19 protein-coding genes are annotated in these 23,873 nt (G+C 61.5%); 14 read left to right on the forward strand and 5 right to left on the reverse strand.

What is annotated here, in order from left to right:
- Positions 1–2 precede the first annotated feature (2 nt).
- Both EJD88_RS08485 and EJD88_RS08490 read left to right on the forward strand, forming a co-directional pair.
- Positions 3–716 (forward strand): PP2C family serine/threonine-protein phosphatase, encoded by a 714-nt coding sequence (locus tag EJD88_RS08485; protein WP_158877785.1) that lies wholly within the window; start codon positions 3–5, stop codon positions 714–716.
- Positions 713–1,555 carry a serine/threonine-protein kinase gene (locus EJD88_RS08490; protein ID WP_099583220.1) on the forward strand — a complete coding sequence of 281 codons (843 nt, stop codon included), beginning with the start codon at positions 713–715 and terminating at the stop codon, positions 1,553–1,555. The genes EJD88_RS08485 and EJD88_RS08490 overlap by 4 nt, the downstream gene beginning before the upstream one ends.
- Positions 1,556–1,563: 8 nt before the next feature.
- Here EJD88_RS08490 and EJD88_RS08495 read toward each other — a convergent pair whose 3' ends face one another.
- Complete coding sequence (locus EJD88_RS08495; protein ID WP_099583254.1) at positions 1,564–1,893, reverse strand: DUF6388 family protein; 330 nt, start codon at positions 1,891–1,893, stop codon at positions 1,564–1,566.
- A 267-nt stretch (positions 1,894–2,160) separates the two neighbouring features.
- Here EJD88_RS08495 and EJD88_RS08500 point away from each other — a divergent pair, with 267 nt between their 5' ends.
- Positions 2,161–4,236, forward strand: a complete 2,076-nt coding sequence (locus EJD88_RS08500; RefSeq protein ID WP_099583221.1) for a PTS sugar transporter subunit IIC/EAL domain-containing protein — start codon at positions 2,161–2,163, stop codon at positions 4,234–4,236.
- On the opposite strand, the gene EJD88_RS08505 is transcribed toward EJD88_RS08500, so the two are convergent.
- The 3 genes from EJD88_RS08505 to EJD88_RS08515 are packed head-to-tail and all read right to left on the reverse strand — an operon-like array spanning position 4,233 to position 7,507.
- Positions 4,233–5,066, reverse strand: coding sequence for a metal-dependent hydrolase (locus EJD88_RS08505; RefSeq protein WP_112195657.1), 834 nt, complete (start codon positions 5,064–5,066; stop codon positions 4,233–4,235). The two genes, EJD88_RS08500 and EJD88_RS08505, sit on opposite strands and share 4 nt — an antisense overlap.
- Positions 5,067–5,081: 15 nt before the next feature.
- Positions 5,082–5,972 (reverse strand): SDR family oxidoreductase, encoded by an 891-nt coding sequence (locus EJD88_RS08510; RefSeq protein WP_099583223.1) that lies wholly within the window; start codon positions 5,970–5,972, stop codon positions 5,082–5,084.
- Positions 5,969–7,507 carry an NAD(P)/FAD-dependent oxidoreductase gene (locus EJD88_RS08515; RefSeq protein WP_158877687.1) on the reverse strand — a complete coding sequence of 513 codons (1,539 nt, stop codon included), beginning with the start codon at positions 7,505–7,507 and terminating at the stop codon, positions 5,969–5,971. The genes EJD88_RS08510 and EJD88_RS08515 overlap by 4 nt, the downstream gene beginning before the upstream one ends.
- Positions 7,508–7,783: 276 nt before the next feature.
- Between EJD88_RS08515 and EJD88_RS08520 the strand changes: the two genes are divergently transcribed.
- From EJD88_RS08520 to EJD88_RS08565, 10 genes are all read left to right on the forward strand, one after another.
- Positions 7,784–8,773 (forward strand): alpha/beta fold hydrolase, encoded by a 990-nt coding sequence (locus EJD88_RS08520; RefSeq protein WP_177411548.1) that lies wholly within the window; start codon positions 7,784–7,786, stop codon positions 8,771–8,773.
- Between the two features lie 294 nt (positions 8,774–9,067).
- Positions 9,068–10,363, forward strand: coding sequence for an alkane 1-monooxygenase (locus tag EJD88_RS08525; RefSeq protein WP_158877689.1), 1,296 nt, complete (start codon positions 9,068–9,070; stop codon positions 10,361–10,363).
- 113 nt (positions 10,364–10,476) lie between these two features.
- The gene (gene praA, locus EJD88_RS08530) at positions 10,477–10,971 is read left to right on the forward strand and encodes an alkane oxidation protein activator PraA (protein WP_112195651.1); all 495 of its coding nucleotides are present in this window, start codon (positions 10,477–10,479) and stop codon (positions 10,969–10,971) included.
- A 122-nt stretch (positions 10,972–11,093) separates the two neighbouring features.
- Positions 11,094–11,588, forward strand: coding sequence for an alkane oxidation protein activator PraB (praB, locus tag EJD88_RS08535; RefSeq protein ID WP_158877691.1), 495 nt, complete (start codon positions 11,094–11,096; stop codon positions 11,586–11,588).
- Positions 11,589–11,721: 133 nt separating this feature from the next.
- Positions 11,722–13,179: an outer membrane protein transport protein gene (locus EJD88_RS08540; RefSeq protein ID WP_099583229.1), complete on the forward strand. Its 1,458-nt coding sequence runs from the start codon at positions 11,722–11,724 to the stop codon at positions 13,177–13,179.
- A gap of 247 nt (positions 13,180–13,426) precedes the next feature.
- Complete coding sequence (locus tag EJD88_RS08545; protein ID WP_158877693.1) at positions 13,427–15,952, forward strand: acyl-CoA dehydrogenase; 2,526 nt, start codon at positions 13,427–13,429, stop codon at positions 15,950–15,952.
- Positions 15,953–16,022: 70 nt separating this feature from the next.
- On the forward strand, positions 16,023–17,366 hold the full coding sequence (locus tag EJD88_RS08550) for a 3-oxoacyl-ACP reductase (RefSeq protein ID WP_158877695.1): 1,344 nt from the start codon (positions 16,023–16,025) through the stop codon (positions 17,364–17,366).
- A 3-nt stretch (positions 17,367–17,369) separates the two neighbouring features.
- Positions 17,370–18,260 carry a MaoC/PaaZ C-terminal domain-containing protein gene (locus EJD88_RS08555; RefSeq protein WP_158877697.1) on the forward strand — a complete coding sequence of 297 codons (891 nt, stop codon included), beginning with the start codon at positions 17,370–17,372 and terminating at the stop codon, positions 18,258–18,260.
- Entirely contained in the window at positions 18,257–19,555 is a 1,299-nt protein-coding gene (locus tag EJD88_RS08560) for an acetyl-CoA C-acetyltransferase (RefSeq protein ID WP_158877699.1), read from the forward strand. The genes EJD88_RS08555 and EJD88_RS08560 overlap by 4 nt, the downstream gene beginning before the upstream one ends.
- Before the next feature lie 31 nt (positions 19,556–19,586).
- Positions 19,587–21,290 carry an AMP-binding protein gene (locus EJD88_RS08565; protein WP_099583234.1) on the forward strand — a complete coding sequence of 568 codons (1,704 nt, stop codon included), beginning with the start codon at positions 19,587–19,589 and terminating at the stop codon, positions 21,288–21,290.
- Positions 21,291–21,401: 111 nt separating this feature from the next.
- On the opposite strand, the gene EJD88_RS08570 is transcribed toward EJD88_RS08565, so the two are convergent.
- Positions 21,402–22,517, reverse strand: coding sequence for a Gfo/Idh/MocA family protein (locus EJD88_RS08570; protein ID WP_158877700.1), 1,116 nt, complete (start codon positions 22,515–22,517; stop codon positions 21,402–21,404).
- Between the two features lie 308 nt (positions 22,518–22,825).
- Here EJD88_RS08570 and EJD88_RS08575 point away from each other — a divergent pair, with 308 nt between their 5' ends.
- Positions 22,826–23,866 (forward strand): YCF48-related protein, encoded by a 1,041-nt coding sequence (locus EJD88_RS08575; RefSeq protein ID WP_178117168.1) that lies wholly within the window; start codon positions 22,826–22,828, stop codon positions 23,864–23,866.
- Positions 23,867–23,873 lie beyond the last annotated feature (7 nt).

Raw genomic sequence — 23,873 nt, forward strand, 5'->3', positions numbered from 1 at the left:
AGCTGCATATCCAGAGGGACAGCGCCGGACGAACGCTGCGGGGTAACGCGCGTTCGCGCAATGAGGATGCGTTCCTCGACTGCCCCCAGCACGGTTGCTGGGCGGTAGCCGACGGGATGGGTGGCCATCGGGCCGGGGATAGGGCGAGCCAGTGGGTCATCAACAGCCTCGCTTCATTACCCGGCCAGGGCTGTCTTGATGAACGTGTCGAGGCCGTGCGGCGTTGCCTGCGATGGCTCGACACTCAGATGGGACGGCCGTTGCAACAAACCGCCGAGGGCATCATGGGCAGCACCGTGGTTGCGCTGTTGCTCGATGGGAATCGCGCCGCCTGTATTTGGGTGGGGGATAGCCGTTGCTACCTGTGGCGCGGTCAACGCTTGTACCAGTTGTCGCGGGACCATTCCCGGTTGCAGCAGTTGATGGACACGCAGCAACTGAGCCTGGAACAGGCTCAGGCTCATCCGCACTCCCGGGCCTTGACCCGTGCCATTGGCGGCCGGCAGCCCTTGAGCCTGGAAGTGCTGGAACTCGGCACCCAGCCGGGGGACGTATTTTTGTTGTGCAGCGATGGTTTGTATCAGGGGCTCAGTCATGGCGAATTGGGCAACGCCCTGAGTCTGGGGACGCCCCGACAGGCGGTGGATCGGTTGTTTGCCCAAGTGTTGCGCGGCGCGGCGCGGGATGACCTGACCGCCGTGGTGGTCCAGCCATGAGCGCGACCTTCGGCCCGCCGAACCTGCTTGCCGGGCGTTATCACCTTGAACGGGTATTGGGCTCCGGCGGCATGGGGGTTGTCTACCGTGCCCGCGACCTGCTGCACGAGGCGTTTGGCGAACCCAGCGCCTGGGTGGCATTGAAGCTGTTGAGCGATACGCTTGCTGGATCTTGCGATGGTCATGTCTTGCTGTACAGCGAGTTCGCCCTGACTCGAAGTCTGCGCCACGATCACGTGGTCAGGACCTTTGCCTTCGAGGTCGACAGCCTGCGTCAGGTTGCGTTCTTCACCATGGAATTGCTGCACGGTATGACGTTGGATCGACGGCTCCAGGCGTATCCGGATGGATTGCCGTGGCCTGAGTTGCAACCCATCGCGATGCAACTACTGGAAGCACTGGCGTATACCCACCAGCAGGGCGTGCTGCATGGCGATGTGAAACCCGCCAATATCATGGTGGGCGAGCAGGGCGTGCGCTTGTTCGATTTTGGTTTGGGTCATGCGCAGGTGCAGCAGGCTGCGGGGCTGCCGGCCTTGAGCCGCAGCCGTTTGAACGCCTGGACACCCGCCTATGCGGCGCCGGAATTGGTGGCGGGTGGAAACCTCTCCGCCAGGGCCGACCTGTATGGCGCTGCCTGCGTGATCTATGAGTTGGCCCAGGGAAGCCGTCCCGATGGGGGGCAGTTGAAAAAGCCTGTGCCCAGGCCCCGACACTTGCCCAGGCATTGCTGGCCGGCGTTGCGTTCTGCGCTGGCGGCGGACCCTGAGCAGCGAACGATTTCGGTCGACGAACTGTGCGAAGCCATCAATGGGCGGCGGCGCTCGTGGTTTCTTTAGTGGGCGTATCAGCCAGCCAAGTCGTGCAGTTGGCAGTATTCGACCCAGCTCAGGCCGGCCATCTGCGCCACTTCCTTGTGCACTTCCAGGCGCTGGGCCTCAAAGGCTTGCGGGGTGTCTGCGGTGAGTTTGAGCGTCAACTCCCAGGCAAACAAACCCTGGCGCTCCGCTTCCGCTTCGAAGGCTTCATGCAGCCGTTCGGCGCGGTACTGGGCTTGGGTTTCGCCTTTGGCCTGGGCTGCCAGCGGGTTCAATGTGTTCAGTTCTGCGGCTATATCGGGGTGCTCGTTCAAGAAACGGTCCAGCGCGAGCTGGTGATTATCGCCAGGTGTTGACAAGGGCATGCTCCAAATCAGTTGGGATCAGGCTTCGTTTTTCTGGCCCGACGCGAGTTTTGTGCGAATTGAGCACAGAGATAACGGGTATTGAAGCAGATTCCGGGCGTGGCCCAGGCCAGAAAATCCAACAATTGAAACCAGTGCTGAAATTTCACGCCGAGACATGGCAAAAGGCTTTCGCTCCCGGTGCCAGGACGTGTAGCGTTAGCCCCGGTATTTCGGGTCCTGCCCTCCAGGGGCAGACGGCGATGGGCTGAGGGACGGGTCATGGCGCAAACGCTGTTCAAACTTTTCTTTACCCAGCGCCTGGCCGCTTTGGCCAGCACCGAGTCGTTGCGCGCAATCCGCGAAGGGCTGCTGTGGATCCTGCCGTGCCTGCTGGTGTCGGCGAGTTTTCTGATCCTGTCCGAATGTGCGCGGGTGCTGGGGTTCGATCCGCAGGTGGTGGCCTTCTTCGCAGGGCTGCACAATCAGATCAGTTCCGTGATTCCGCTGCTGGTAGCGGCCTCCATCGGTTACATGCTCGCGATCCAATACCGCCTGCCACAGCTACCGGTGGCGTTCCTGTGCCTGGCCCAAGTGGTGATTGCGACTTTTATCCTGCGTGAATACCCCCGCGCTTGCGCCACGTTCGTTCTGTTTATCGCCATTGCCTCACCGCTGCTGAATGTGCCGGCCATGGCCTGGCTGTGCCGCTATCGCTGGACCCGTCTGATCAATGAAGACCTGGTAGGGCACAACCTGCGGGGTACGATCAATATGGTCGTGCCGGGAGCGATCACCGCGCTGGCGCTGGTCGCGCTGCTCTCCCTGTTGCTGCAGATTCCCTATGTGGCGCAGTTGCAGGGGCCGCAGGTGATTGAAGCCTTGGCGTCGCCCTACGGCAGCGGTTTGTTTGTCACCCTGATGAACTCGCTGTTGTGGTTTTTCGGGATTCACGGTGTGTACGCCATGCAGCCGCTGTTCGACGTCCTGGACCAGGCCGTGGTGCTCAACGGCACCGCACTGGCCGCCGGTGAACCGATTAAATATGTGCTCAACAGCGGCCTGTTGGGCAGTTTTGCGTTTATCGGCGGCTCGGGCGGCGCGTTGTGTTTGCTGGTGGCCATCCTGCTGTTTTCCAAGAGCCAGTCCATGCGGCTGCTGGCTGTGGCGAGTCTGCCGCTCTCACTGTTCAACGTCAGTGAAGTCCTGCTGTTTGGGCTGCCGATCATCCTCAATCCACGTTTGTTCATTCCATTTCTGGTGGTGCCCGCGTTGAACGCAATGGTAGCGCTGACCGTGGTGGGGTGGGGGTGGGTATCCCCGGCGGTAGCCAGCGTGCCGTTCACCTCTCCGATATTGCTCAACGCCTACCTGAGTACCCACGGTGATCTGGCGGCAGTGGTGCTGCAAGTCGCGCTACTGGCCCTGGGCACCCTGGTGTACGCGCCTTACGTACGTGCAATCCATCGTCAGGCCGCCGAAGGGGGCACGGTTTACCTGAAATCCCTGGACATGACCTTCCGTGGCCTTGAAGAAAAAGGCCGGCTACGTGAATTGGACCCGGTGCTGGTGTCCCACAAGACCTTTGCGCGCCAGGCCAATGAGCTGAGCCATATCCAGCAGATCAGCGACTACGAGTTCTACCTCGAATTCCAGCCACAGGTCTCGACCCGCACCGGCCTGTGTACCGGCTGCGAAGCGCTGATGCGCGCCCGCGATGCCCAGGGCACGGTGCATTCGCCGTGGGAGTTCCTGCAATGGTTGGCCCAGGCGCGCTTGATGCCGGACGTGGATGTGTGGGTGGCGTCCCAGGCGGTTCGTCAGTACCAGAAGTGGCAAAAAGTCGGCTTTGCCCTGCCGATGACCATCAATATCTCCAGCGCCACCCTGACCGATGCCGCCTATGGCGAGCGCCTGGTGGAAATCCTCGCCCAGGCTCACGGGCAGGTATCGGTGGAGATCACCGAAGATGCGCTGATCAGCGATATCCCGGCCACGCGCCAGAACATCCGTAAATTGCAGGCCATCGGCGCCAAGGTTTATATCGACGACTTTGGCACCGGGTTTTCAGCCTTGAGTTACCTGCACCAGTTTCCGGTGGACTTCATCAAGATCGACCGCAGCTTTGTGGTGGCCCAGCACGACCCCAAAGGCGCTCAGGTACTGACCGGCATGCTGCGTTTCTGCGAAGCGCTGAACCTGGGCGTGGTAGTGGAGGGCGTTGAGACCGCCGAGCAGTTGGCCTTCCTGAACACCGGCCCCGAGTTGATTATCCAGGGCTGGTATTTCAGCAAGGCGCTGCCGGGCGATCAGTTGGAAGGCTTTGTGCGCGAGCGTGAAACCTTGGCGCAGGTCTAGTAACCCCGCTGGGTCTGTTCGATGTCCTCGATCAACTCGTCGATACCCGCCAGGCGCGCGCGGTTATCGTGGTCCCAAGGGTGAAAACCGGGTTTGAAGTAGTGCAACCACGGCCGCAGCATGCGTGGGAAAACGCCTTTGGGGCCGTACAGAAATTTCAGCATGCGCCAGAAGCCTTTGAGGTGCCCACCGGCCTTGCGGTCGGCGATCAACAGGCGCACGTGGAAATCCAGCACCACCAGCCAGAAGAACACCGTGGTGGTCAGCATGGCGCCGGTGCGCAGCAGATAGCGCTTGGGCCCTGGCTTGATCACGGTATTCCACACGTCAAACGCCACGGCCTTGTGTTCGGTTTCTTCCAGGGCGTGCCAGTACCACATCTGCTGGTAACCCTTGAGTGAATCGCCGAAGCGTGACGGGTCGCTGAGCAGGATTTCCGCCAGCATCGCTGTGTAGTGCTCAAGAGCTATGGTAATCGCCAGATTGAACGCCGGCGGGAAGTGTTTTTTCTGCAGGTCGAGGATGAATTTGAGGCGACCGTCCAGGGTGTGCGCCGGCAGCCCTGCCGCTTGCATCAGGTCGTTGTAGGCCACGTGTTCGCGGCTGTGCATGGCCTCCTGGCCGATAAACCCCTGGATCTCTTTTTTCAGCGCCGGGTCCTCTACGCGCTGGCGGTAGTGGCGCACGCTGTCCATGAAAAACAGCTCGCCCTGGGGAAACAGCAGCGACAGGGCATTGAAAAAATGCGTGATGAACGGGCCCTGTTCGTGCCAGTTGGTGATGCGCTCGGCGGGCAGGGCAAAACGGACGTCGCGGCGGATAGGCAACATAGTGCGTGCTCCTGTTCAGAGACGGGGTTCGTCGTTGGTTTCAAAGACCGGTCTGGGTTGCTTGGGCGCCATGCGCTTGCTGGCGAACACCACCAACGCTTGATAGGCCGCGGGCAGGCAACGGGCGAGCAGGTCGAGGAAGTACGCGTCGCGGCCGATCAGCACGCGGCGTTTGTTTTTGCGCACGCCTTGCAGGATGACTTTGGCGGCCTGGTCGGCATCGGTGATGAAGAGTTTTTCGAAATCGGCGCGGGCTTGCTGCTCGCTGTGGATCAGGAAGCCGGTCATGTTCGCGTCGATGCGGCTGCTGCGGCAGATGTCGGTGCGAATACCGCCGGGGTGCACGCAGGTGGCGGACACGCCGCAGCGTTGCAGGTCCAGCTCCTGGCGCAGCGCTTCGGTGAAACCACGCACGGCGAATTTAGTGGCGTTGTAGCCGCTCATCCCCGGTTGGGCGAACAGGCCGAACACGCTGGAAGTGTTGATCACATGGCCATCGCCGCTGGCCTTCAGGTAAGGCAGGAATGCCTTGGTGCCGTGGACCACACCCCAGAAGTTGATGCCGACAATCCACTCCAGGTCGGCATAGTCCACACCTTCCACTGTGCTGGAGAGCGCCACTCCGGCATTGTTGAACACCAGGTTGACCCGGCCGTGCTCCGCCACGCAGCGAGCCGCCCATTGTTCCATGGCCTGGCGATCGGACACGTCCAGCACCTGGGTGGTGATCGTGATCGGCGACAGGGTGGAGGTCTTGATCAGCGTCAGAGTTTGCTCCAGGCCCGAGGCGTTTTTGTCCGCCAGTGCCAGGTGGCAACCTTCCCGTGCCAGCGCCAGGGCCAATGAACGGCCCATGCCGGATGCCGCGCCAGTGATGGCCGCCACGCGACCGTTGAATGACTTCATGACAGGCTGCCTTCTGCGGTGGAATGGGGCGCCGTTGCCGGATGGGCGGGCGTATGGAGCGGTAACCGATCGACTACATAGTCCTTGAGCGCAAACTGTCGTGTGACTTGCTTGAAGCGCCATGTCGAGCCGGGCCACAGGGTGGTGTTCTTGCCGGTACGCGGGTCGAGGTACCAGCTCTGGCAACCGCCGGTATTCCAGATGGTGCGCTTGAGCTGGTCTTGCAGTTGACGGTTGTAGGCCTGTTCCACCGCCGGTTTGACGTCCACCGTGGCGATGCGCTGGCGCTGCATCTGCCTGAGGGCGTCGAGGATGTAGGTCACCTGCGCCTCGATCATCAGGATCATCGAGTTGTGCCCCAGGCCGGTGTTGGGCCCGACGATCAAAAACAGGTTGGGATAACCCGGCACCGTAGTGCCCTTGTAGGCGTGGGCGCCGTCGTGCCAGGTGTCCATCAGGTCCAGCCCGTCGCGCCCGATGATGCAGTCCCGAGGCAGGGGATCGGTGGCCTGGAAGCCGGTGCCGAAGATCAGGCAATCGGCCGGGTGCTTGATGCCATCAGCGGTGATCACGCCGTCGGCTTCGACGCGCAGCACGGGCTCGGTGACCACCTCGACATTGCTGCGCGACAGCGCCGGGTAATAATCGTTGGAGATCAGCACGCGCTTGCAGCCGATGGTGTAGTCCGGCGTCAGGGTCTTGCGCAGGGAAGGGCGGGCGACTTGTTTGTGCAGATGGCGCAGGGCGATTTTCTGCACCATCTTCATCAGCCGTGGGTGCAGGGCAAAGCCCACCACGCGACCTTCCAGCGCCCAGTAAAAGGCGCTGCGCACCAGGCGCTGGGTGAAAGGCAGGTGCTTGAACAGCGAGCGTTCGAAGACTGAAATCGTCCGGTCAGGCTTGGGCATGATCCACGGCGGCGTGCGTTGGAACAGGTCCAGGTGGGCCACCTGCGGCGCGATCTGCGGCACGAACTGGATGGCACTGGCGCCGGTGCCGATCACTGCCACGCGCTTGCCCTTCAAGGAATAGTCGTGGTCCCACTGCTGCGAGTGAAAGCTCTTGCCCTTGAAGCTGTCCAGGCCTGGAATCTGCGGTAACGCCGGGCGCGACAGGCCGCCCATGCCCGATACCAGCACCCGTGCACTCACGTGCCGGCCATTGCTGAAGCTCAATTGCCAGCGTTGCTGCTGTTCATCGAACACTGCGCGCTCAAGGCCGTTGTTGAAACGCAGGTAAGGCGCCAATTCGAAGCGCTTGGCGCATTGCTCCAGGTAGGCGCGGATTTCCGCCTGCGGCGCGAACTGCCGCGTCCAGTCCGGGTTGGGCGCAAAGGAAAACGAGTACACATGGGACTGCACGTCACAGGCGCAGCCTGGGTAGTGGTTGTCCCGCCAGGTGCCGCCGAGGGTGTCGGCCTGCTCGGCGATAAAGAAGTCGGTGAACCCGGCTTCCTTGAGTTTGATCGCCATACACAGGCCGGCGAAGCCCGAGCCGATGATGGCGATGTCGATGGATTCACTGTGGGCATTCATAGGCTGTCCTTGATGGGCATCGGATGTGCTCCTGTTTTTGTTTTGTCTTTTAGATAAAACACCATTGCAAAGGAAAATTGAATTAATTATTTTAAAAAAGATTTTAAATAATTTACCTGAAAATATCGCCTACGCTAGGACCATGTTTGGTATGCACCCCTTGTCCGACGGACGAGCACGGCATGCATGAGGTTCAGATCCAGGGTGTGGACGGTGGCTGAGGCCTTGACCAATTCCGGTCGGGTCGCCAGCAGCAGGGATGCAGAGGACCGAGCTATGGCTGTGGAGTGGGTTGCCGCTGCGGCGGGCGCAAGTGCGGTGTTATGGGGCTTCAGCGCCTGGATGACACGGCGCATCGAAGCCGCTGTCCCCATCAACGGGCGCTTTGTGGAGGTCGATGGCGAGCGCTTTCATTATGTAGAAGAGGGCAAAGGCCCACCGCTGGTGATGATTCACGGCTTGATGGGCAGCAGTCGCAACCTGACCTATGCCTTGTCCGGCCAGTTGCGTGAGCATTTTCGGGTGATCACCCTGGACCGTCCGGGGTCGGGTTATTCCACCCGTCATAAAGGCACGGCAGCAGACCTGCCGGCCCAGGCGCGGCAAATCGCGGCGTTTATCAATGTGCTGGGCCTGGATAAACCTTTGGTATTGGGGCATTCCTTGGGCGGGGCGATCTCCCTGGCCCTGGCCCTGGATCATCCCTCTGCAGTCTCGGGCCTGGTGCTGGTGGCGCCGCTGACCCATCCCCAACCCACTTTGCCGCTGGTGTTCTGGTCGCTGGCGGTGCGACCGGCGTGGCTGCGACGCTGGGTCGCTCACACACTCACCGTGCCCATGGGTCTGTTGACCCGACGTTCGGTAGTCAAGGGTGTGTTCGCGCCGGACACCGCCCCCGAAGATTTCGCCACCCAGGGCGGCGGGCTGCTGGGCATGCGTCCGGACAACTTCTACGCCGCCTCCAGCGAGATTGCGCTGGTCAACGACTGCCTGCCGGACATGCTCAAGCGCTACCCGCAACTGACCCTGCCCATCGGCCTGATCTACGGTGCGCGGGACAAGGTGCTGGACTTCCGCAAGCACGGCCAGGCCCTTGCCGACAAAGTGCCAGGCCTCAAGCTGCAACTGGTGGAAGGATGCGGCCATATGCTGCCGATCACCGCCACGGCGCGGGTGGTTGAGGCGGTGTTGCAGGTGGCCAAGCGGGCGCGTCCGGCGCAAACGGCCACGGTCCTGCATCCGCCCTTTGCCCTGGCGAACAAATAATCGTGGCCCTGATTGCGGGTCTGGATGTCGCAAATGCCTGCCCTAGAGACCTGACCAAACAGCGGAAAAAGAGACTGTCCGGTCACGTCAAAAAGGCTTCGAAAAAGTAGTTGACGACCTAACGATTCCGCGTTATTTATTTAAAAAAATATTTCAATGTTTGTTTTGAAATGATTTTTGAAATGCCTAAGAGCGAATAAAAATGAAAAAAACGTCTTTTATCGCATGGTTGATTTCCCGGAGCCTTCAGCGCTCCCTGAACCTGTTTTCCACCTCCCTGCCAAGGAGGCTGCCATGAACCAGACTCTGGCAGCGCCAAGTGTGTGGACCGATGGCAAGCGCCACCTCTGGTGGTTGGGCATCATGCCGTTGGCCACGCCGCTGTTGTCCGGCTCTCTCGCCATTCTTACCGGTGTCCAGCAATTGTGGTGGGTCGGTGTCCTGGTGATCTTCGGCCTGATCCCGCTGATCGACGGCCTGCTCGGCGAAGACGTGAGCAATCCGCCCGAGTCCGCCGTCAGTCATCTTGAAACCCAACGCTACTACCGCTGGATCGTCTACACCGGCGTGCTGTTCGTCATCTCGTCGGTGATCATTACCGGCTGGCTGGCCGCCGGCGGTATCGAGTGGATCATCCAGGGTGGCCTGCTGCACGCCACCGCCAACCTCGACCCCTCCAACTGGCTGGTCCATGCCGCCAGTTACATCACCGACCGCACGCAACTGCACGGCGCACCGAGTGGGTTTACCTACCTGGGCATGGCCATGTCGACCGGCGCCGCTACTGGCATCGCCATCAATACCGCCCATGAACTGGGGCACAAGCCCAACGCCCTGGAAGTGTTCCTGGCCAAGGTCACGTTGGCGCCGACCTTCTACGGGCACTTCTACACCGAACACAACCGTGGCCATCACGTACGCGTCGCCACGCCGGAGGATCCGGCCAGCTCGCGCCTGGGCGAGAGCTTCTGGGCCTTTCTGCCGCGCTCGGTGTGGTTCAGTGCGCAGTCGGCGTGGAACCTGGAGCGCGAGCGCCTGCGCAAACTCGGCCTGCCGGCCTGGCACTGGAAGAACGGCGTACTGAGCGCCTGGATGTACAGCGTGGTGTTGTGGGGCGCGATGATTGCCTGGCTGGGAGTGGCGGTGATTCCGTTTCTGATTGTCCAGGGCATCTACGGGTTCTCGCTGCTGGAAGTGGTGAACTATGTCGAACACTACGGCCTTAAACGCCAGAAGTTGCCCAATGGTCGATATGAACGCTGTTCGCCGCGTCACTCCTGGAACAGCAATCGGATTGTCACCAATATCTTTTTGTTCCAGTTGCAACGGCATTCCGATCACCATGCCAACCCCACGCGCAGTTATCAGTCATTGCGTCATTTTGATGAGTCGCCGCAACTGCCTTATGGCTACGCGAGCATGATTGTCTGGGCGTACGTGCCTTACTTGTGGCGCCGGCGCATGGATCATCGGGTGCTCAATCATTATGCCGGGGATATCACGCTGACCAATCTTCAGCCGTCACAACGCTTGAAGTATCTGGAGAAGTACAGCAACGAGAAGTACAGCAACAGCGCCACGCCGTTCTGACATGCAGTAACTGTAAGTTGTGTACTCGGGGCCTTACATGCCGCGCAGGACGTTATCGCCCCGAGGAAGTGGTTTGACCCGAACAACAATAATTAAAGGGAAGGACGTACACCATGCAAACACCTGCCAAGTTCACTACCCATATTCTATTGGCTGCGCTGGGCCTGATCGCCTACCACCAGGCCCAGGCCGCCCGTATCGAACCGGCTGGCAGTGCCTTCACGGCCCAAGGCCCGATCAGCTTCTCCAAAGGTGCGCTGATCAGCGCCGATTGCACCATCAAGGTGGCCGGCAAGGTGGCGGCGGATGGTACTTCGGTGAATGTCGATAAAGTTGAATTCGACGGTGGCCTCAAGTGCAGCCGTGTCGAAGCCATCAACTTGCCGTGGGTATTGATCGCCAAGGACACCCGCAGCGGTTCCATGTCGAATATCAGCGTTGATGTTCACGCCTTCGGCCTGGGTGGCAAGTGCGGGCCTTCTACGGCGGATGGCACCTGGGATAACGCCACCGGCAAGTTGGAAGCCGCCAATGTACCGATTGGCGAAGACTGCAAGATCAAGACGGTGTCGATCAAGATGCCGCCGAACTTCAAAGTTGTTGAATAACGTGCAGCGGTAATTGAATTGAGATTTGGCTGGAAAGGGAAGTTCTGCAGTTTCACCGTGACCTCTCGTTCATGGCCATTACCCCCTGGCGAATGACTCGCCATTACATGTGAGGAAAAACAATGAAAAGCTTTAAAACTCTCGTGTCGTTGACTGCCCTGGCTGCTTGCATGGGTGCTGCTTCCATGGCGAACGCTTTCAGCATCTCTCCTGTGAGCACCAGCTTCACCGCGCCTGGCACGATCTCGGTGAAGTCGCCATCCTCCTTCCAGGCGACGGTTAACTGCGGCGCGACCTTTACCGGGAACGTCGATGCCACTGGCGTTGCGAAAATCACTGGCGTGTCGATCACCGGTGGCGGCCTCTGCGCGCTGCCTAAGATCACCGGCTTGCCTTGGACCCTGACCGCCACGGCGGCAGCGGCTGGCACCGTCACGAATGTGGGTTACACCATCGCCAGCACCATCCTGTATCCAGCCTCCAATTGCGGGCCGTCAACCATTGCCGTGGGGTACTCGGGTGGCGTATTGACCGCCACCAACCAGACCTTGAGTGGCAGTTGCACCGTCGTCAGCCTGAGCGTTACTCCGAGCCCTGCGCTGACCATCGTGCCTTGATCCGAGGCTGAGAACGAAGGGCTGATCACCCGCTGAAAAACGGGCGCCTGAACCGGGCGCCCGTTCATGGATTGCCAGGCTGCAAGACGAACCGGTCATGCCGGCTCGCAGAGAGAATAATAAGGAGTGCCGCATGAATAATAAGAAACAACACGTGCAGGTTTTGCTGGGGCTGGCATTGATAGGCGGGGTGATGGTAACCGTGCCTGTCCAGGCTGGCGGCTTTTCAACACCCACCTTCGGCGCACCAGGATGGGGCCGTGCATTTGCGGGGGGTTCGCTGTTCAAGAACGACCCCAGTTCGGCCTTCAACAACCCTGCGGCCATGGCGTTTGTCGAGCACAACGTGGCGCAATTCACGGTCGACTACGCACGCATCAAAATCAAATACAAAGGTGAGGCCAACGATTACCTGGGTAACCCTACCTCCAATACGCCGATTGGGGCTGATGGTTTCCCGGACCTCTCTGCAACCACGGTGAATAACAATGATGGCGGCCAAGGGGGGTTCACTGCCTGGTTGCCGACGGGCTTCATGGTGATGCCGCTTGGGGATCGGTTTGCGTTCGGCTTGAGTCAAGTGGTGCCTCAAGGCATGCGTTCAACGTGGGACCAGGACTCCAAATTCCGCGATTTCGCCGTCGATACCAAGATTGAAACCGTGGGGTTGACCGGGTCGCTGTCCTTCAAGGTGAATGATCAGTTCTCTGTCGGTGGCGGCGTGATCGTTCAGCACACCAAGGGTTTCGTCAGCCAGAACATCGATCTGTTGGCGGCAGCGGCGGTTTCCCAGGATCCGATCCTCGGCAACCTCGACTTGCCGTCAGGCGTCGGTGATGCATTGATACGGGTCAAGGTCGACAATATTTCCACCGGCTGGTTTACCGGCCTGACGTGGAAGCCTACCGATAAAGACACGTTAGGCATCAACTATCACGCCAAGATCAAGAACAAGCTGACGGGCAAATACACCATTCGTGCAGACGCATTCTCGAATAACTTGATGACGGGCACGAATCCGTTCACTGGCAGCGGAACGCTGGTTGGCTCCGCCTATCCAGGGCTGGAACTGTTTCCCGACGGCGCTCATGCCAGCGTCCAACTGGACATTCCCGCCACTATCGGCCTGGACTGGGTGCACCAGTTCAATGACCGGTTCACCATGGGTGTGAGTGCGGTCCAGACCAAGTGGTCGTCGTTTAAAAACCTGACGCTTGAGTCGCGGGGCTCGGAGATTGTCTCTATTCCCTATAAATATCGTGACGTCTGGATGCTTTCCATTGGCGGTGATTACCGCGTGACCGACGAGTTGACGTTGCGCGCCGGTGTGGCCCTGGACCAGACACCTACCCGTAACTCGACCCGTGACCCGCGGATTCCAGACGGTGATCGGACCTTCCTGTCGTTGGGCGCCGGTTACGAGGTGAAAGCTATCAAGGGCCTGAGTCTTGACGCTGCGTATTCCCACCAGTTCGTAGAGGAGGTCAAGCTGAAGACCCAGAACGTCGATCGCCTTGGGGGCGCAAGCCTCAATGGTAAAGCCGAGTCGTCAGGTGATGTGGTGAGCCTATCGGCGACCTACGCTTTCTGACGTTTCACGAAGGGCGATGGAAGAGGGCACCAAGCGCATCTTGTTGCCTTCACCCAGTCGTTCGTCCTCAGTTGTTGATTGATCAGGCTGACCCGTTCAGCCGCTATTTTTTCGCCCAAGTATTAAATAAAAATTTCAAAACAAAATTTGAATTTGCTTTTCCAAGTTTGTAGTGTGGCTTTACGTGTCAGCCCATTTACGAGCTGGCGCGTCGTAGCCGTACCCTGAATCGAGTAGAGGTATCCCCATGGTTATCTGGTTATTGGTGGGTGTCGCAGCAGCGATTGCCCTGGCGTATCGACAAGCTGCCGCCGCGTTGTGGCTGGGCGTAGGCCTGGTCTGGCTGGCACTGGGTTATCTGCTCAATGTGGTGGCTGCGTTCGGCCTTACCGTCGCGGCGCTGCTGGTGATAGCACCTGCGCTGTTGATGACGATCAAACCCCTGCGCCGTACCCTGCTCACCAGCAAGCCCCTTGGCCTGTTTCGCACGATCATGCCGGCCATGTCCGACACCGAGCGTGCGGCTATCGAGTCCGGCACCGTGTGGTGGGACGCCGAGCTGTTCAGCGGCAAACCCGACTGGCAGCGCCTGCTGCAAGCCGCGCCGGCGAGCCTGAGCGCCGAGGAGCAAGCCTTCCTCGACAACGAAGTGGAAACCCTTTGTGACATCGCCAACGACTGGGAAACCACCCAGGTCTGGCAGGACATGTCCCCCGAAGGCTGGCAGTACACCAAGGACGCCGGTTTCCTCGGCATGATCATTCCCAAGCAGTACGGCGGCAAAGGCTTCTCCCACTATGCGCATTCGCAAGTGGTGATGAAGCTGTCGACGCGCTGCTCGGCGGCGGCGATTTCGGTGATGGTGCCCAACTCCCTTGGCCCAGCCGAACTCCTGCTGCATTACGGCACCGATGCCCAGCGCAATTACTACCTGCCGCGCCTGGCCCGTGGTGAAGACATCCCGTGTTTTGCGCTCACCAGCCCGTATGCCGGCTCGGATGCCGGGGCCATTCCCGATTTGGGCATCGTCTGCAAAGGCGTGCATGAGGGCGAGGAAGTGCTGGGCTTCAAAGTGACCTGGGACAAGCGCTACATCACCCTCGGCCCGATTGCCACGGTGCTGGGCCTGGCGTTTCGCGCCGAAGATCCGGACGGCTTGCTGGGCGCGAAAGGTTCGCTGGGCATCACCTGCGCGCTGATCCCGACGTCCCATCCCGGCGTGAACAGCGGTCGTCGTCACTGGCCGCTTAACGCCGTGTTCCAGAACGGCCCGACCACCGGCAAGGACGTATTCATCCCACTGGAATGGGTGATCGGCGGCCGCGAACAAGTCGGCAATGGCTGGCGCATGCTGATGGAATGTCTGGCCGCTGGCCGCGCCATTTCGTTGCCGTCGGCCAACGTCGGCCTGGGCAAGGTTGCGGTGCGCGGTACCACGGCGTATGCCGCGATGCGCAAGCAGTTCGGCCTGCCCATCGGCAAGTTCGAAGGGGTGCAGGCACCGCTGGCGCGCATGGCTGGGCATTTGTATGCCTGCGATGCGGTGCGCAAGGTGTCGGTGGCCTCCCTGGATGCCGGCGAGAAACCATCGGTGATTTCGGCCATCGCCAAATACCACGTCACCGAGCGCGCACGCATCATCGTCAATGACGGCATGGACATCGTCGCCGGCAAGGGCATCTGCATGGGGCCCAACAACTTCCTGGCCCGCGCCTATCAGCAAAGCCCCATCGCCATTACGGTGGAAGGCGCGAACATCATGACCCGCTGCCTGATCATCTTTGGCCAGGGCCTGATCCGTTGCCATCCCTATGTGTTCCGCGAGATGGAAGCAGCACGCAACCCGGACCGGCGCAAGGCGCTGGAAGACTTCGACACGGCGATGTTCGGCCACGTGAGTTTCGTGCTGGCCAACACCGTACGTGCGGTGGTGCATTCGCTGACTGGCGGGCGACTGATTTCCGCACCGGCCAAGACCGAGCCCGCGCTGGCGACCTACTACCGCCAAGCCAATCGTCTGTCGGTGGTGTTGGCGTTGATCTCGGACATTTCCATGGGCGTGCTGGGGGGCGCCCTCAAGCGCAAGGAAAGTATCACCGGGCGTCTGGGGGATATTCTGTCGCAGCTGTACATCTTGTCCTGCGTGCTCAAGCGCTTCGAGGATGATGGCCGGCCCCAGGCAGACCTGCCGCTGGTGCATTGGTCGGCCCAGGACGCGCTGTTGCGTGCCCATGAAGCCCTCGCTGAAGTGCTGGCTAACTACCCTTCGAAAGCCGCCGCCGCCGTGGTGCGTGGCCTGACATTCCCGTTCGGCATCCCGCTGCGCAAGCCCTCGGATCGCCTGCTGGCCCAGGTGGCCGATGTGGTGCAGACACCGGGTGAAACCCGCGACCGGTTGCTGGCCAATTCCTACATTCCACGGCCGGAAATCGACAAGCTGGCGTACGGCGAGTTGGGCTTCCGTCTGCTGCCACAAGTGGAATTGATCGAGGCCCGACTCAAGCCTGCGATCAAGCAGGGCGTGCTCGAACCGATGCCGATCTCTGCCACAGCCTTCACCTCCTGGCGCGTCAAGGCCAGGGCGCTGGACTTGATCAGCGACGACGAAGACGCCTTGCTCGGCCGTTATGTGGAATACGCCGACCATGGTATCCAGGTGGATGACTTCCCTCAGGACTTCGGTTTGCTGGAGGCGTTGCAGCAGCGCAAGCAGGCGCTGGAACCGGCCCCCAAACGTCGCACCAGCCAAGGCGAAAACGCCTCGGTCAACTAGAAAAATCGCGGTCTGCGTGGGCGGGGCAAGCTCCCTCCCACTGCGGCCCGTGTTGTGAGTGGATCTATCTATGAGTGACAGCTACCTATCGTTCGTCAATTCCCCTTGGGGCCGGCGCCTGGCCCAGGCGGTCGGCTTGCCGCAACCGCTGCCGCTTCAGCGCCATCGCAGCGGTCAACCAGGCTTGGCCAACCCGGTGATTATCGCCGGGGCAGGGCGCCTGACGGCTCAGGTGCAACGCTTCTTCAGCAGCACCGATACCGTCGCCGCCACCCCGGCGACGCTCAAGGCGCCCTCGACGGGCAAGGTGCAGGGCGCGGTGTTTGATGCCAGCGCTGTGGTCGACCTGAAACAGCTGGATGAGCTGTACGAATTTTTCCACGCCAATGCCAAACGCCTCGGCCAACACGGCCGCGTGGTGGTGCTCGGCACCGCGCCGGAACATTGCCAGGACTTGCCCCAGGCCATCGCCCAGCGTGCCCTCGAAGGCCTGGTGCGTTCGCTGGCCAAGGAGCTGCGCCGGGCGATCACCGTGCAACTGCTGTATGTGGCGCCGGGCGCCGAAGATGCGCTGGACAGCAGCCTGGGTTTCTTCCTGTCGCGCCGTTCGGCCTATGTGTCGGGGCAAGTGGTACGGCTGGACAAACCGGTGGACGGCAATCCTGGCGTCAACGGGGAAAAGCCCTTCGCTGGCCGACGTGCCCTGGTCACCGGCGCGTCCCGTGGCATAGGTCTGGCCATCGCCCAGGTGTTGGCCCGTGAGGGCGCCGATGTGGTGTGCGTGGACGTGCCCCAGGCTCAGCAATCGTTGGAACAGGCCGCCGCCAGCGTCGGTGGTTCTGCGTTGCCGTTGGACATCACTGCGCCTGAGGCCGCCTCGTCTTTGCTTGCGCATGTCAGCCAGTACGGCGCGTTCGATGTGGTGGTGCACAACGCAGGCATTACTCGCGACAAGACCATCGCCAAGATGCCCGAAGCGGCGTGGCGCAGCGTGCTGGCGGTCAACCTCGACGCGCCGGTGCACCTGAGCAACGCCTTGCTGGACAACCAGGGCCTTAACCCCAGTGGTCGCATCGTGTGCGTGTCATCGATTTCCGGCATTGCCGGCAACCTCGGCCAAGGCAACTACGCCACCTCCAAGGCCGGCGTGATCGGCCTGGTGCAAGGCCTCGCGCCCCGCGCGGCCAAGCAGCAGGTGACGGTGAATGCGGTGGCGCCGGGGTTTATCGAGACCCAGATGACCGCAAAGATCCCGTTGATGATTCGCGAAGCAGGGCGGCGCATGAATTCCATGAGCCAGGGCGGGCAGCCCATCGATGTGGCCGAAACCATCGCCTGGCTGGCGCACCCGGCTTCGGGCGGCGTCAACGGCCAAGTCGTACGCGTGTGCGGCCAAAGTCTGCTGGGAGCCTGAGCCATGGACTACCTGACCCAGATTGTCGACCCGCCGCCCTCGCGCACGCAGCTGCTGTTGGACGGCGTGCGTGCCCTGCGCAAGCCCAAGCTCGACGGCGAACCGCTACTGCCCAAGGAGCGCCTGGTGCGTTCGGCGGTGGAGTTGTCCGCCGTCGGCATCGCCGCCTATGGCCGCGCCTGCGGTTTTCGTCGCGAGCAGGGCGTGCCGCTGTCCTATCCCCACGTGCTGGCGTTCCCCTTGCACCTGATGCTGCTGACCCGACCAAGCTTCCCGTACCCGGCCAGCGGCATGGTGCACCTGGCCAATCGCATCCGTCAGCACCAACGCCTGCACGAAGGCCAGGCCTTGCGCCTGGAGGTGTATGCCGAGCGTTGGGTCGCCCATCCCAAGGGCCAGGCGCTGAGCATCGCCACCCGCGCCTACAGCGCCGGCACCCTGGCTTGGGAAAGCGACAGCCTGTACCTGCGCCGCGACGTCAAGGACCCGGTCGGCGAACCATGGGACGACGCGTTGCCGTTGCAGGAGCACGGCCTGTTGCGCACCCAACGCTGGGTGTTGCCCGCCGACCTGGGCCGGCGCTTCGCCAAGGTCTCGGGGGACTTCAACCCGATTCACACCTCGGTGATCGGCGCGAAGCTCTTCGGCTTTCGCCGCGCCATCGCCCACGGCATGTGGACCTTGGGCCGCGCCCTGGCCGCCCAGCAACCGCCTGGTGGCCTGGCTCAGGCCGAAGCCCATTGCGACTTCAAATTGCCGATTTTCCTGCCCGGCCAGGTCGCCCTGTGGAACCACCCCGCAAGCGGCCCGCGCCGTGAGTTCGAAGTGCGTAATTTCGCCGGCGACAAACCCCATATACGCGGGCTATTTGTCTGGAATGAGAGCCCTACATGAGTGACTACAGTTTCAATCCGGCCCCGACCCGCCGTGTGGCGATCATCGGCGGCAACCGCATCCCGTTTGCCCGTTCCAACACGGTGTACGCCCACGACAGCAACCAGGATCTGCTGGTCGCGGCGCTGCAAGGCCTGATCGACCGTTACAACCTGCACGGCCAGCGCCTGGGCGAGTTTGCTGCCGGGGCAGTGATCAAGCATTCGCGGGATTTCAACCTGGCGCGTGAATCGCTGCTGTCCACCACCTTGTCTCCAGACACGCCGGCCTACGATGTGCAACAAGCCTGTGGCACCGGCCTGGAAGCGGCCTTGCTGGTGGCGAATAAAATAGCCCTGGGCCAGATCGAAGTAGGTATTGCCGGTGGCGCCGATACCACCTCCGACGCGCCCATCGGCATCAACGAATCCCTGCGCCACACCTTGCTCGCGGCCAACCGCGCCAAGGGCCTGGGCGACAAGCTCAAGACACTGTTGAAAGTGCGGCCGTCGATGTTCTTCAAACCGCTGCTGCCCCGCAACGGCGAGCCGCGTACCGGTTTGTCCATGGGCGAGCACTGCGAAGAAATGGCCAAGCGTTGGCAGATCAAGCGCCTGGCCCAGGATGAACTGACCCTCACCAGCCACCAGCGCCTGGACGCGGCCTACATACGTGGTTTCTTCGACGACCTGATCAGCCCCCATCGCGGCCTGGCCCGGGACAACAACCTGCGGGCCGACGCCAGCCTGGAAAAACTCGCCGGTCTGGCCCCCGCCTATGACCGCCAGAATGGCACCCTCACCGCGGGCAATTCCACGCCCCTGACCGATGGCGCCTCGGTGGTGCTGCTGGCCAGCGAGGAATGGGCGGCTGCCAACGGCTGGCCGGTGCTGGCCTACTTGCGCACCGGCGAAACGGCCGCGGTGAATTTTGTCGATGGCACCGAAGGCCTGCTGATGGCCCCGGCCTATGCGGTGCCGCGCATGCTCAAGCGCGAAGGCTTGAGCTTTGCTGACTTCGATTTCTTCGAAATCCACGAAGCCTTCGCTGCCCAGGTGCTGTGCACCCTCAAGGCCTGGGAAGACGCGGACTATTGCCGCGAACGGCTGGGGCTGGGCGCGCCGTTGGGCCCCATCGATCGCGCGAAAATGAACGTCAACGGCGGCTCACTCGGCTGCGGCCATCCGTTTGCTGCCACCGGTGGCCGGCAATTGGCGGCGCTGGCCAAGGCCATCCATGAGCGCGGCGGCGGGCGTGGGTTGATCTCGATCTGTGCGGCGGGCGGGCTGGGCATTACCGCCATTGTGGAAAAGTAGCGCTACCCAAAATAACAACAAGGAGACTGCCATGAACGCTATCAGCCAGGAACACACCGAACGGGTGTGGTTGAACGCCTACCTGCCCGGCGTCCCGGCAGACATCGATGCCGCCATTGAGGATTACCCGTCGCTGCGGGAAGTCTTCCTGGAGCACCTGGAAAAATTCCGTGAGCGTGTAGCCTACGTCAGCATCGGTACCGAAATGACCTACGCCGACTGGAAGGTCCAAGGCGTTGCATTCGCCGCTTGGCTCCAGGGCCAGGGCGTGCAGCCGGGCGACCGTGTGGCGCTGATGATGCCCAATTGCTTGCAGTACCCGATCTGCCTGCTGGGCACCCTCCTGGCCGGTGCGGTGGTGGTCAACGTCAACCCGCTGTACACCGCCCATGAGCTCAAGCACCTGCTCAAGGACAGCGGCGCCGAGACCGTGGTGATCTTCGAGAATTTCGCCCACACCCTGGAGAAAGTGGTGGCCGGCAGCAGCGTCAAGCGCGTGGTGATCGCGGCTATCGGCGATCTGCTCGGCACCTTCAAGGGCGCGGCGATGAACTTCATCCTGCGCCGTGTGCAAAAGCAGGTGCCGGCGTTCACGTTGCCGGGTGCGGTGCGCTTCAATCAAGTGTTGAAACAGGGGCGGGCGCTCAACCACTTCCCGGTGAGCATGGTCCTGGACGACCTGGCCTTCCTGCAATACACCGGCGGCACCACGGGCGACGCCAAGGGCGTGATGCTCAGCCACCGCAATATCATCGCCAACCTGTTGCAGGCCAAGGCGTGGGTCGGTGATCAACTGGACCAGGACAAGCAGGAAACCAACGTCACGTTGCTGCCGCTGTACCACATCTTTTCCCTGACGGTGAATTGCCTGATGTTCATGTGCCTGGGCGGGCGCAACATCCTTATCGCCAACCCGCGGGACGTGAAGCGGGTGCAGATGATCCTGCGCAAGGAACGCTTCAACGGCATTGCCGGGGTCAACACGCTGTTTAACGGTTTGTTGGAAAACAAGGAATTCTGCGCGCGGGATTTTTCTGACCTGCGCATGGTGATCGCTGGCGGCATGGCCACCCATACCGCAGTGGCCAAGCGATGGAAGGAAGTCACCGGGCTGCCGATCATCGAGGGGTATGGCCTGACCGAATGTTCGCCGGTGGTGAGCATCAGCCCCATCGATATTGCCCGCATGCGCGAAATGGAATTCACCGGCAGCATCGGCGTGCCGTTGCCGTCGACCTGGGTGCGTTTCGTGCGTGAAGACGGCGAGCTGGCCGACATCGGCGAACAGGGCGAACTGCAGGTGCGCGGCCCGCAGGTGATGCAGGGCTACTGGAAACGCCCGGAGGCGACTGCTGAAGTGCTGGATGCGCAGGGCTGGTTGTCCACCGGCGACATCGGCGTGATGGACCCGCGCGGGTATATCCGCCTGGTGGACCGCAAGAAGGACATGATCCTGGTCTCGGGTTTCAACGTTTACCCCAATGAAATCGAAGACGTGGTCGCGATGCACCCTGGCGTGGGCGAAGTCGCGGCGATTGGGGTGGAGGATGGCGTGACGGGCGAGAAGGTGAAGATCATCGTGGTGCGCAAAGATCCGCAGCTGACTCAGGAGCAGATCCTCGCCCACTGCCGGGAGTACCTGACGGGGTACAAGGTGCCCAAGTATGTGGAGTTCCGCACCACTGAATTACCCAAGACCACGGTGGGCAAAGTGCTTCGAAGGGCCCTGCGCTGAGTTGAAGATTTAGGCGATCCAAGTGTGGGAGCTGGCCTGCCTGCGATAGCGGTGTATCAGTCACATCGCCATCGCAGGCAAGCCAGCTCCCACAGGGTTCGGTGGTGTGGCTTAGAGTGCGTTCACTGTTACCCAGCGTTCTTCGAGGGCCGCCACACGAATCGCCGTCGCCAGCCGCTCAACCTCCCATGCCGCTTCAAAGTCAGTGCCATCCGCGCCCTGGCCAACCACAGCCATGATCAACTCCTGCACTTCGAGGGTCTTCAACTCGTTGTACCCCAGCTGGTGTCCCGCCGCCGGGCTGAACGCTGCATAACCGGGCAGGGCCGGGCCGGCCAGCAGACGCTGGAAGCCGTCCTGGCCGACGCGGCACAGGCGCAGTTCATTCAAACGTTCCTGGTCGAACGCCAAGGTGCCTTGGGTCCCGCTGATCTCGAAACTCAAGTGGTTCTTGTAGCCATGCTTGAGCCAACTGCTGCTCACCGTCCCGCGCGCGCCATTGGCGAAACGCAGCAGGGCGTGTACCTGGTCATCCACGGCGATAGGTTTGAGTGCGTTGCTGCCTTTGACCGCCGGGCGTTGCGCGTGGACGGTCTGGGTGTCGGCGCACACGCTGAGCACATCGCCGACCAAGTAGCGCGCCATCGACAGCAAGTGGCTGCCCAAGTCGGCGAGGGCGCCGCCGGCATGTTCCACTTCGCAGCGCCAGGACCAAGGCGATGCTGGATCAGCCATGAAGTCTTCGCTGAACTCGCCCTGGAAACTGATGAGTTCACCCAACTCGCCGCTGGCAATCAGTTGCCGCGCCAGGGTGATCATCGGGTTGTGCTGGTAGTTGTAGCCCACCCGCGTGACCACCCCGGCGGCACTCGCGGCGCGGCGCATGGCGTCGGCCTGTTCCAGGCTGACCGCCAGGGGTTTTTCGCAGTACACCGCTTTGCCGGCAGCCATCGCGGCCATCGCCATGGGGTAGTGCAAATGGTTGGGCGTGGTGATGGCGACGACATCGACCTTGGGGTCGTTGATCAACGCTTGCCAGTCGCCATGGGCCTGTGCAAATCCCCAGGCGGTGGCACAGCGCTGGGCGCGTTCGGTGTCGGCATCGGCCAGGGCGGCCAGCTTCAGGGTGACTGGCAGTTCGAATACCGCCCGGGCATTGTTGAACGCCAAGGCGTGGGCGCGGCCCATGAAGCCTGTGCCGATCAAGCCGATTCCGAGTTCACGCATCGTCGTGGTCCTTTGGATTATTGTTTTTCATGAAGCATATTAATGGAATAAAAATTCCCATAATTCAATAGATGGAATAAAAATTCATTATTGCTGCGCCAATCACCCCGGCGAATGCAGCTATATTCACCACGTGGCCAAAAGCCGCCAGTTAACAAAAGATAACGTAGCGCCGATTGTCAGACGATTCCAAAGCCCGATAGGATGGCCCCTGCTTCCTTCAGGCGCTCTAGATTGCAGGTTTCAGAGCCCGGGAAGGCAAGACCTAACAATAATAAATGGGAGAAAGGTCTATGAGTGAGCCTGTCATGGGTTGGGTTGTTTGCCGCCCACGCGCCGCACGCAGGGTTGCGTTGCTGGCCACAGCGCTCTCGTTGCTGGCCGGTGTCGCGTTGACGACACCGGTGCTGGCAGCCGGCGATACCCCCGCAGCGCCTGCGTTTGCGATTGAGTCCCCCAAGGCCGCCAAAGGCCTGATGATCGACGTCGTCCATGCCGGCAAGCGCCTGGTGGCGGTCGGTGATCGCGGGCACATCCTCTATTCCGATGACCAGGGCAGCACTTGGACGCAAGGCAAGGTCCCTACCCGGCAATTGCTCACGGCGGTGTTTTTCGTCGACGACAAACAAGGCTGGGCAGTCGGCCATGATGCGCAAATCCTCGCCAGTTCCGACGGTGGCGCCACCTGGACCCAGCAATACCAGGACCTCAAGCGCGAAGCGCCGCTCCTCGACGTGTGGTTCAACGACGCCAGCCACGGCCTGGCCGTTGGCGCCTACGGTGCGCTGATCGAAACCACTGACGGAGGCAAGACCTGGAACGACGTCAGCGACCGCCTCGACAACGAAGACCAATACCACCTCAACGCCATCGCCCACATCAAGGACGCCGGCCTGTTTATCGTCGGCGAGCAGGGCAGCATGTTCCGCTCCAGCGACGACGGCCAGACCTGGGAAAAACTCGAAGGCCCCTACGAGGGCTCGCTGTTTGGCGTGATCAGCACCGCCCAACCGCAAACCCTCTTGGCGTACGGCCTGCGCGGCAACCTCTACCGTTCCACCGACTTCGGCAGTACCTGGGAACAGGTTGAGTTGAACGCCACCCGTGGCGCCCTGGAGTTCGGTTTGTCGGGCGCTACCTTGCTGGAGGACGGTTCAATCGTGGTGGTCGGCAACGGCGGCAGCGTGGTGGTCAGCCACGACGATGGCCAGACCTTCAGCGTGTTCAACCGCCCGGACCGCATTTCGTTGTCGGCCGTCACGGCGGCGGGCAATGGCAACTTGATTCTGGCCGGGCAGGGTGGCGTTCGTGTATCGACGCCGACTGGCGCTGAGCTCGTAAAACAATAAAAAGGCG

Origin of the sequence: Pseudomonas sp. PB105 (assembly GCF_009764655.1) — a bacterium.
In the GTDB taxonomy this organism is placed as follows: Bacteria; Pseudomonadota; Gammaproteobacteria; order Pseudomonadales; family Pseudomonadaceae; genus Aquipseudomonas; species Aquipseudomonas cyclaminis.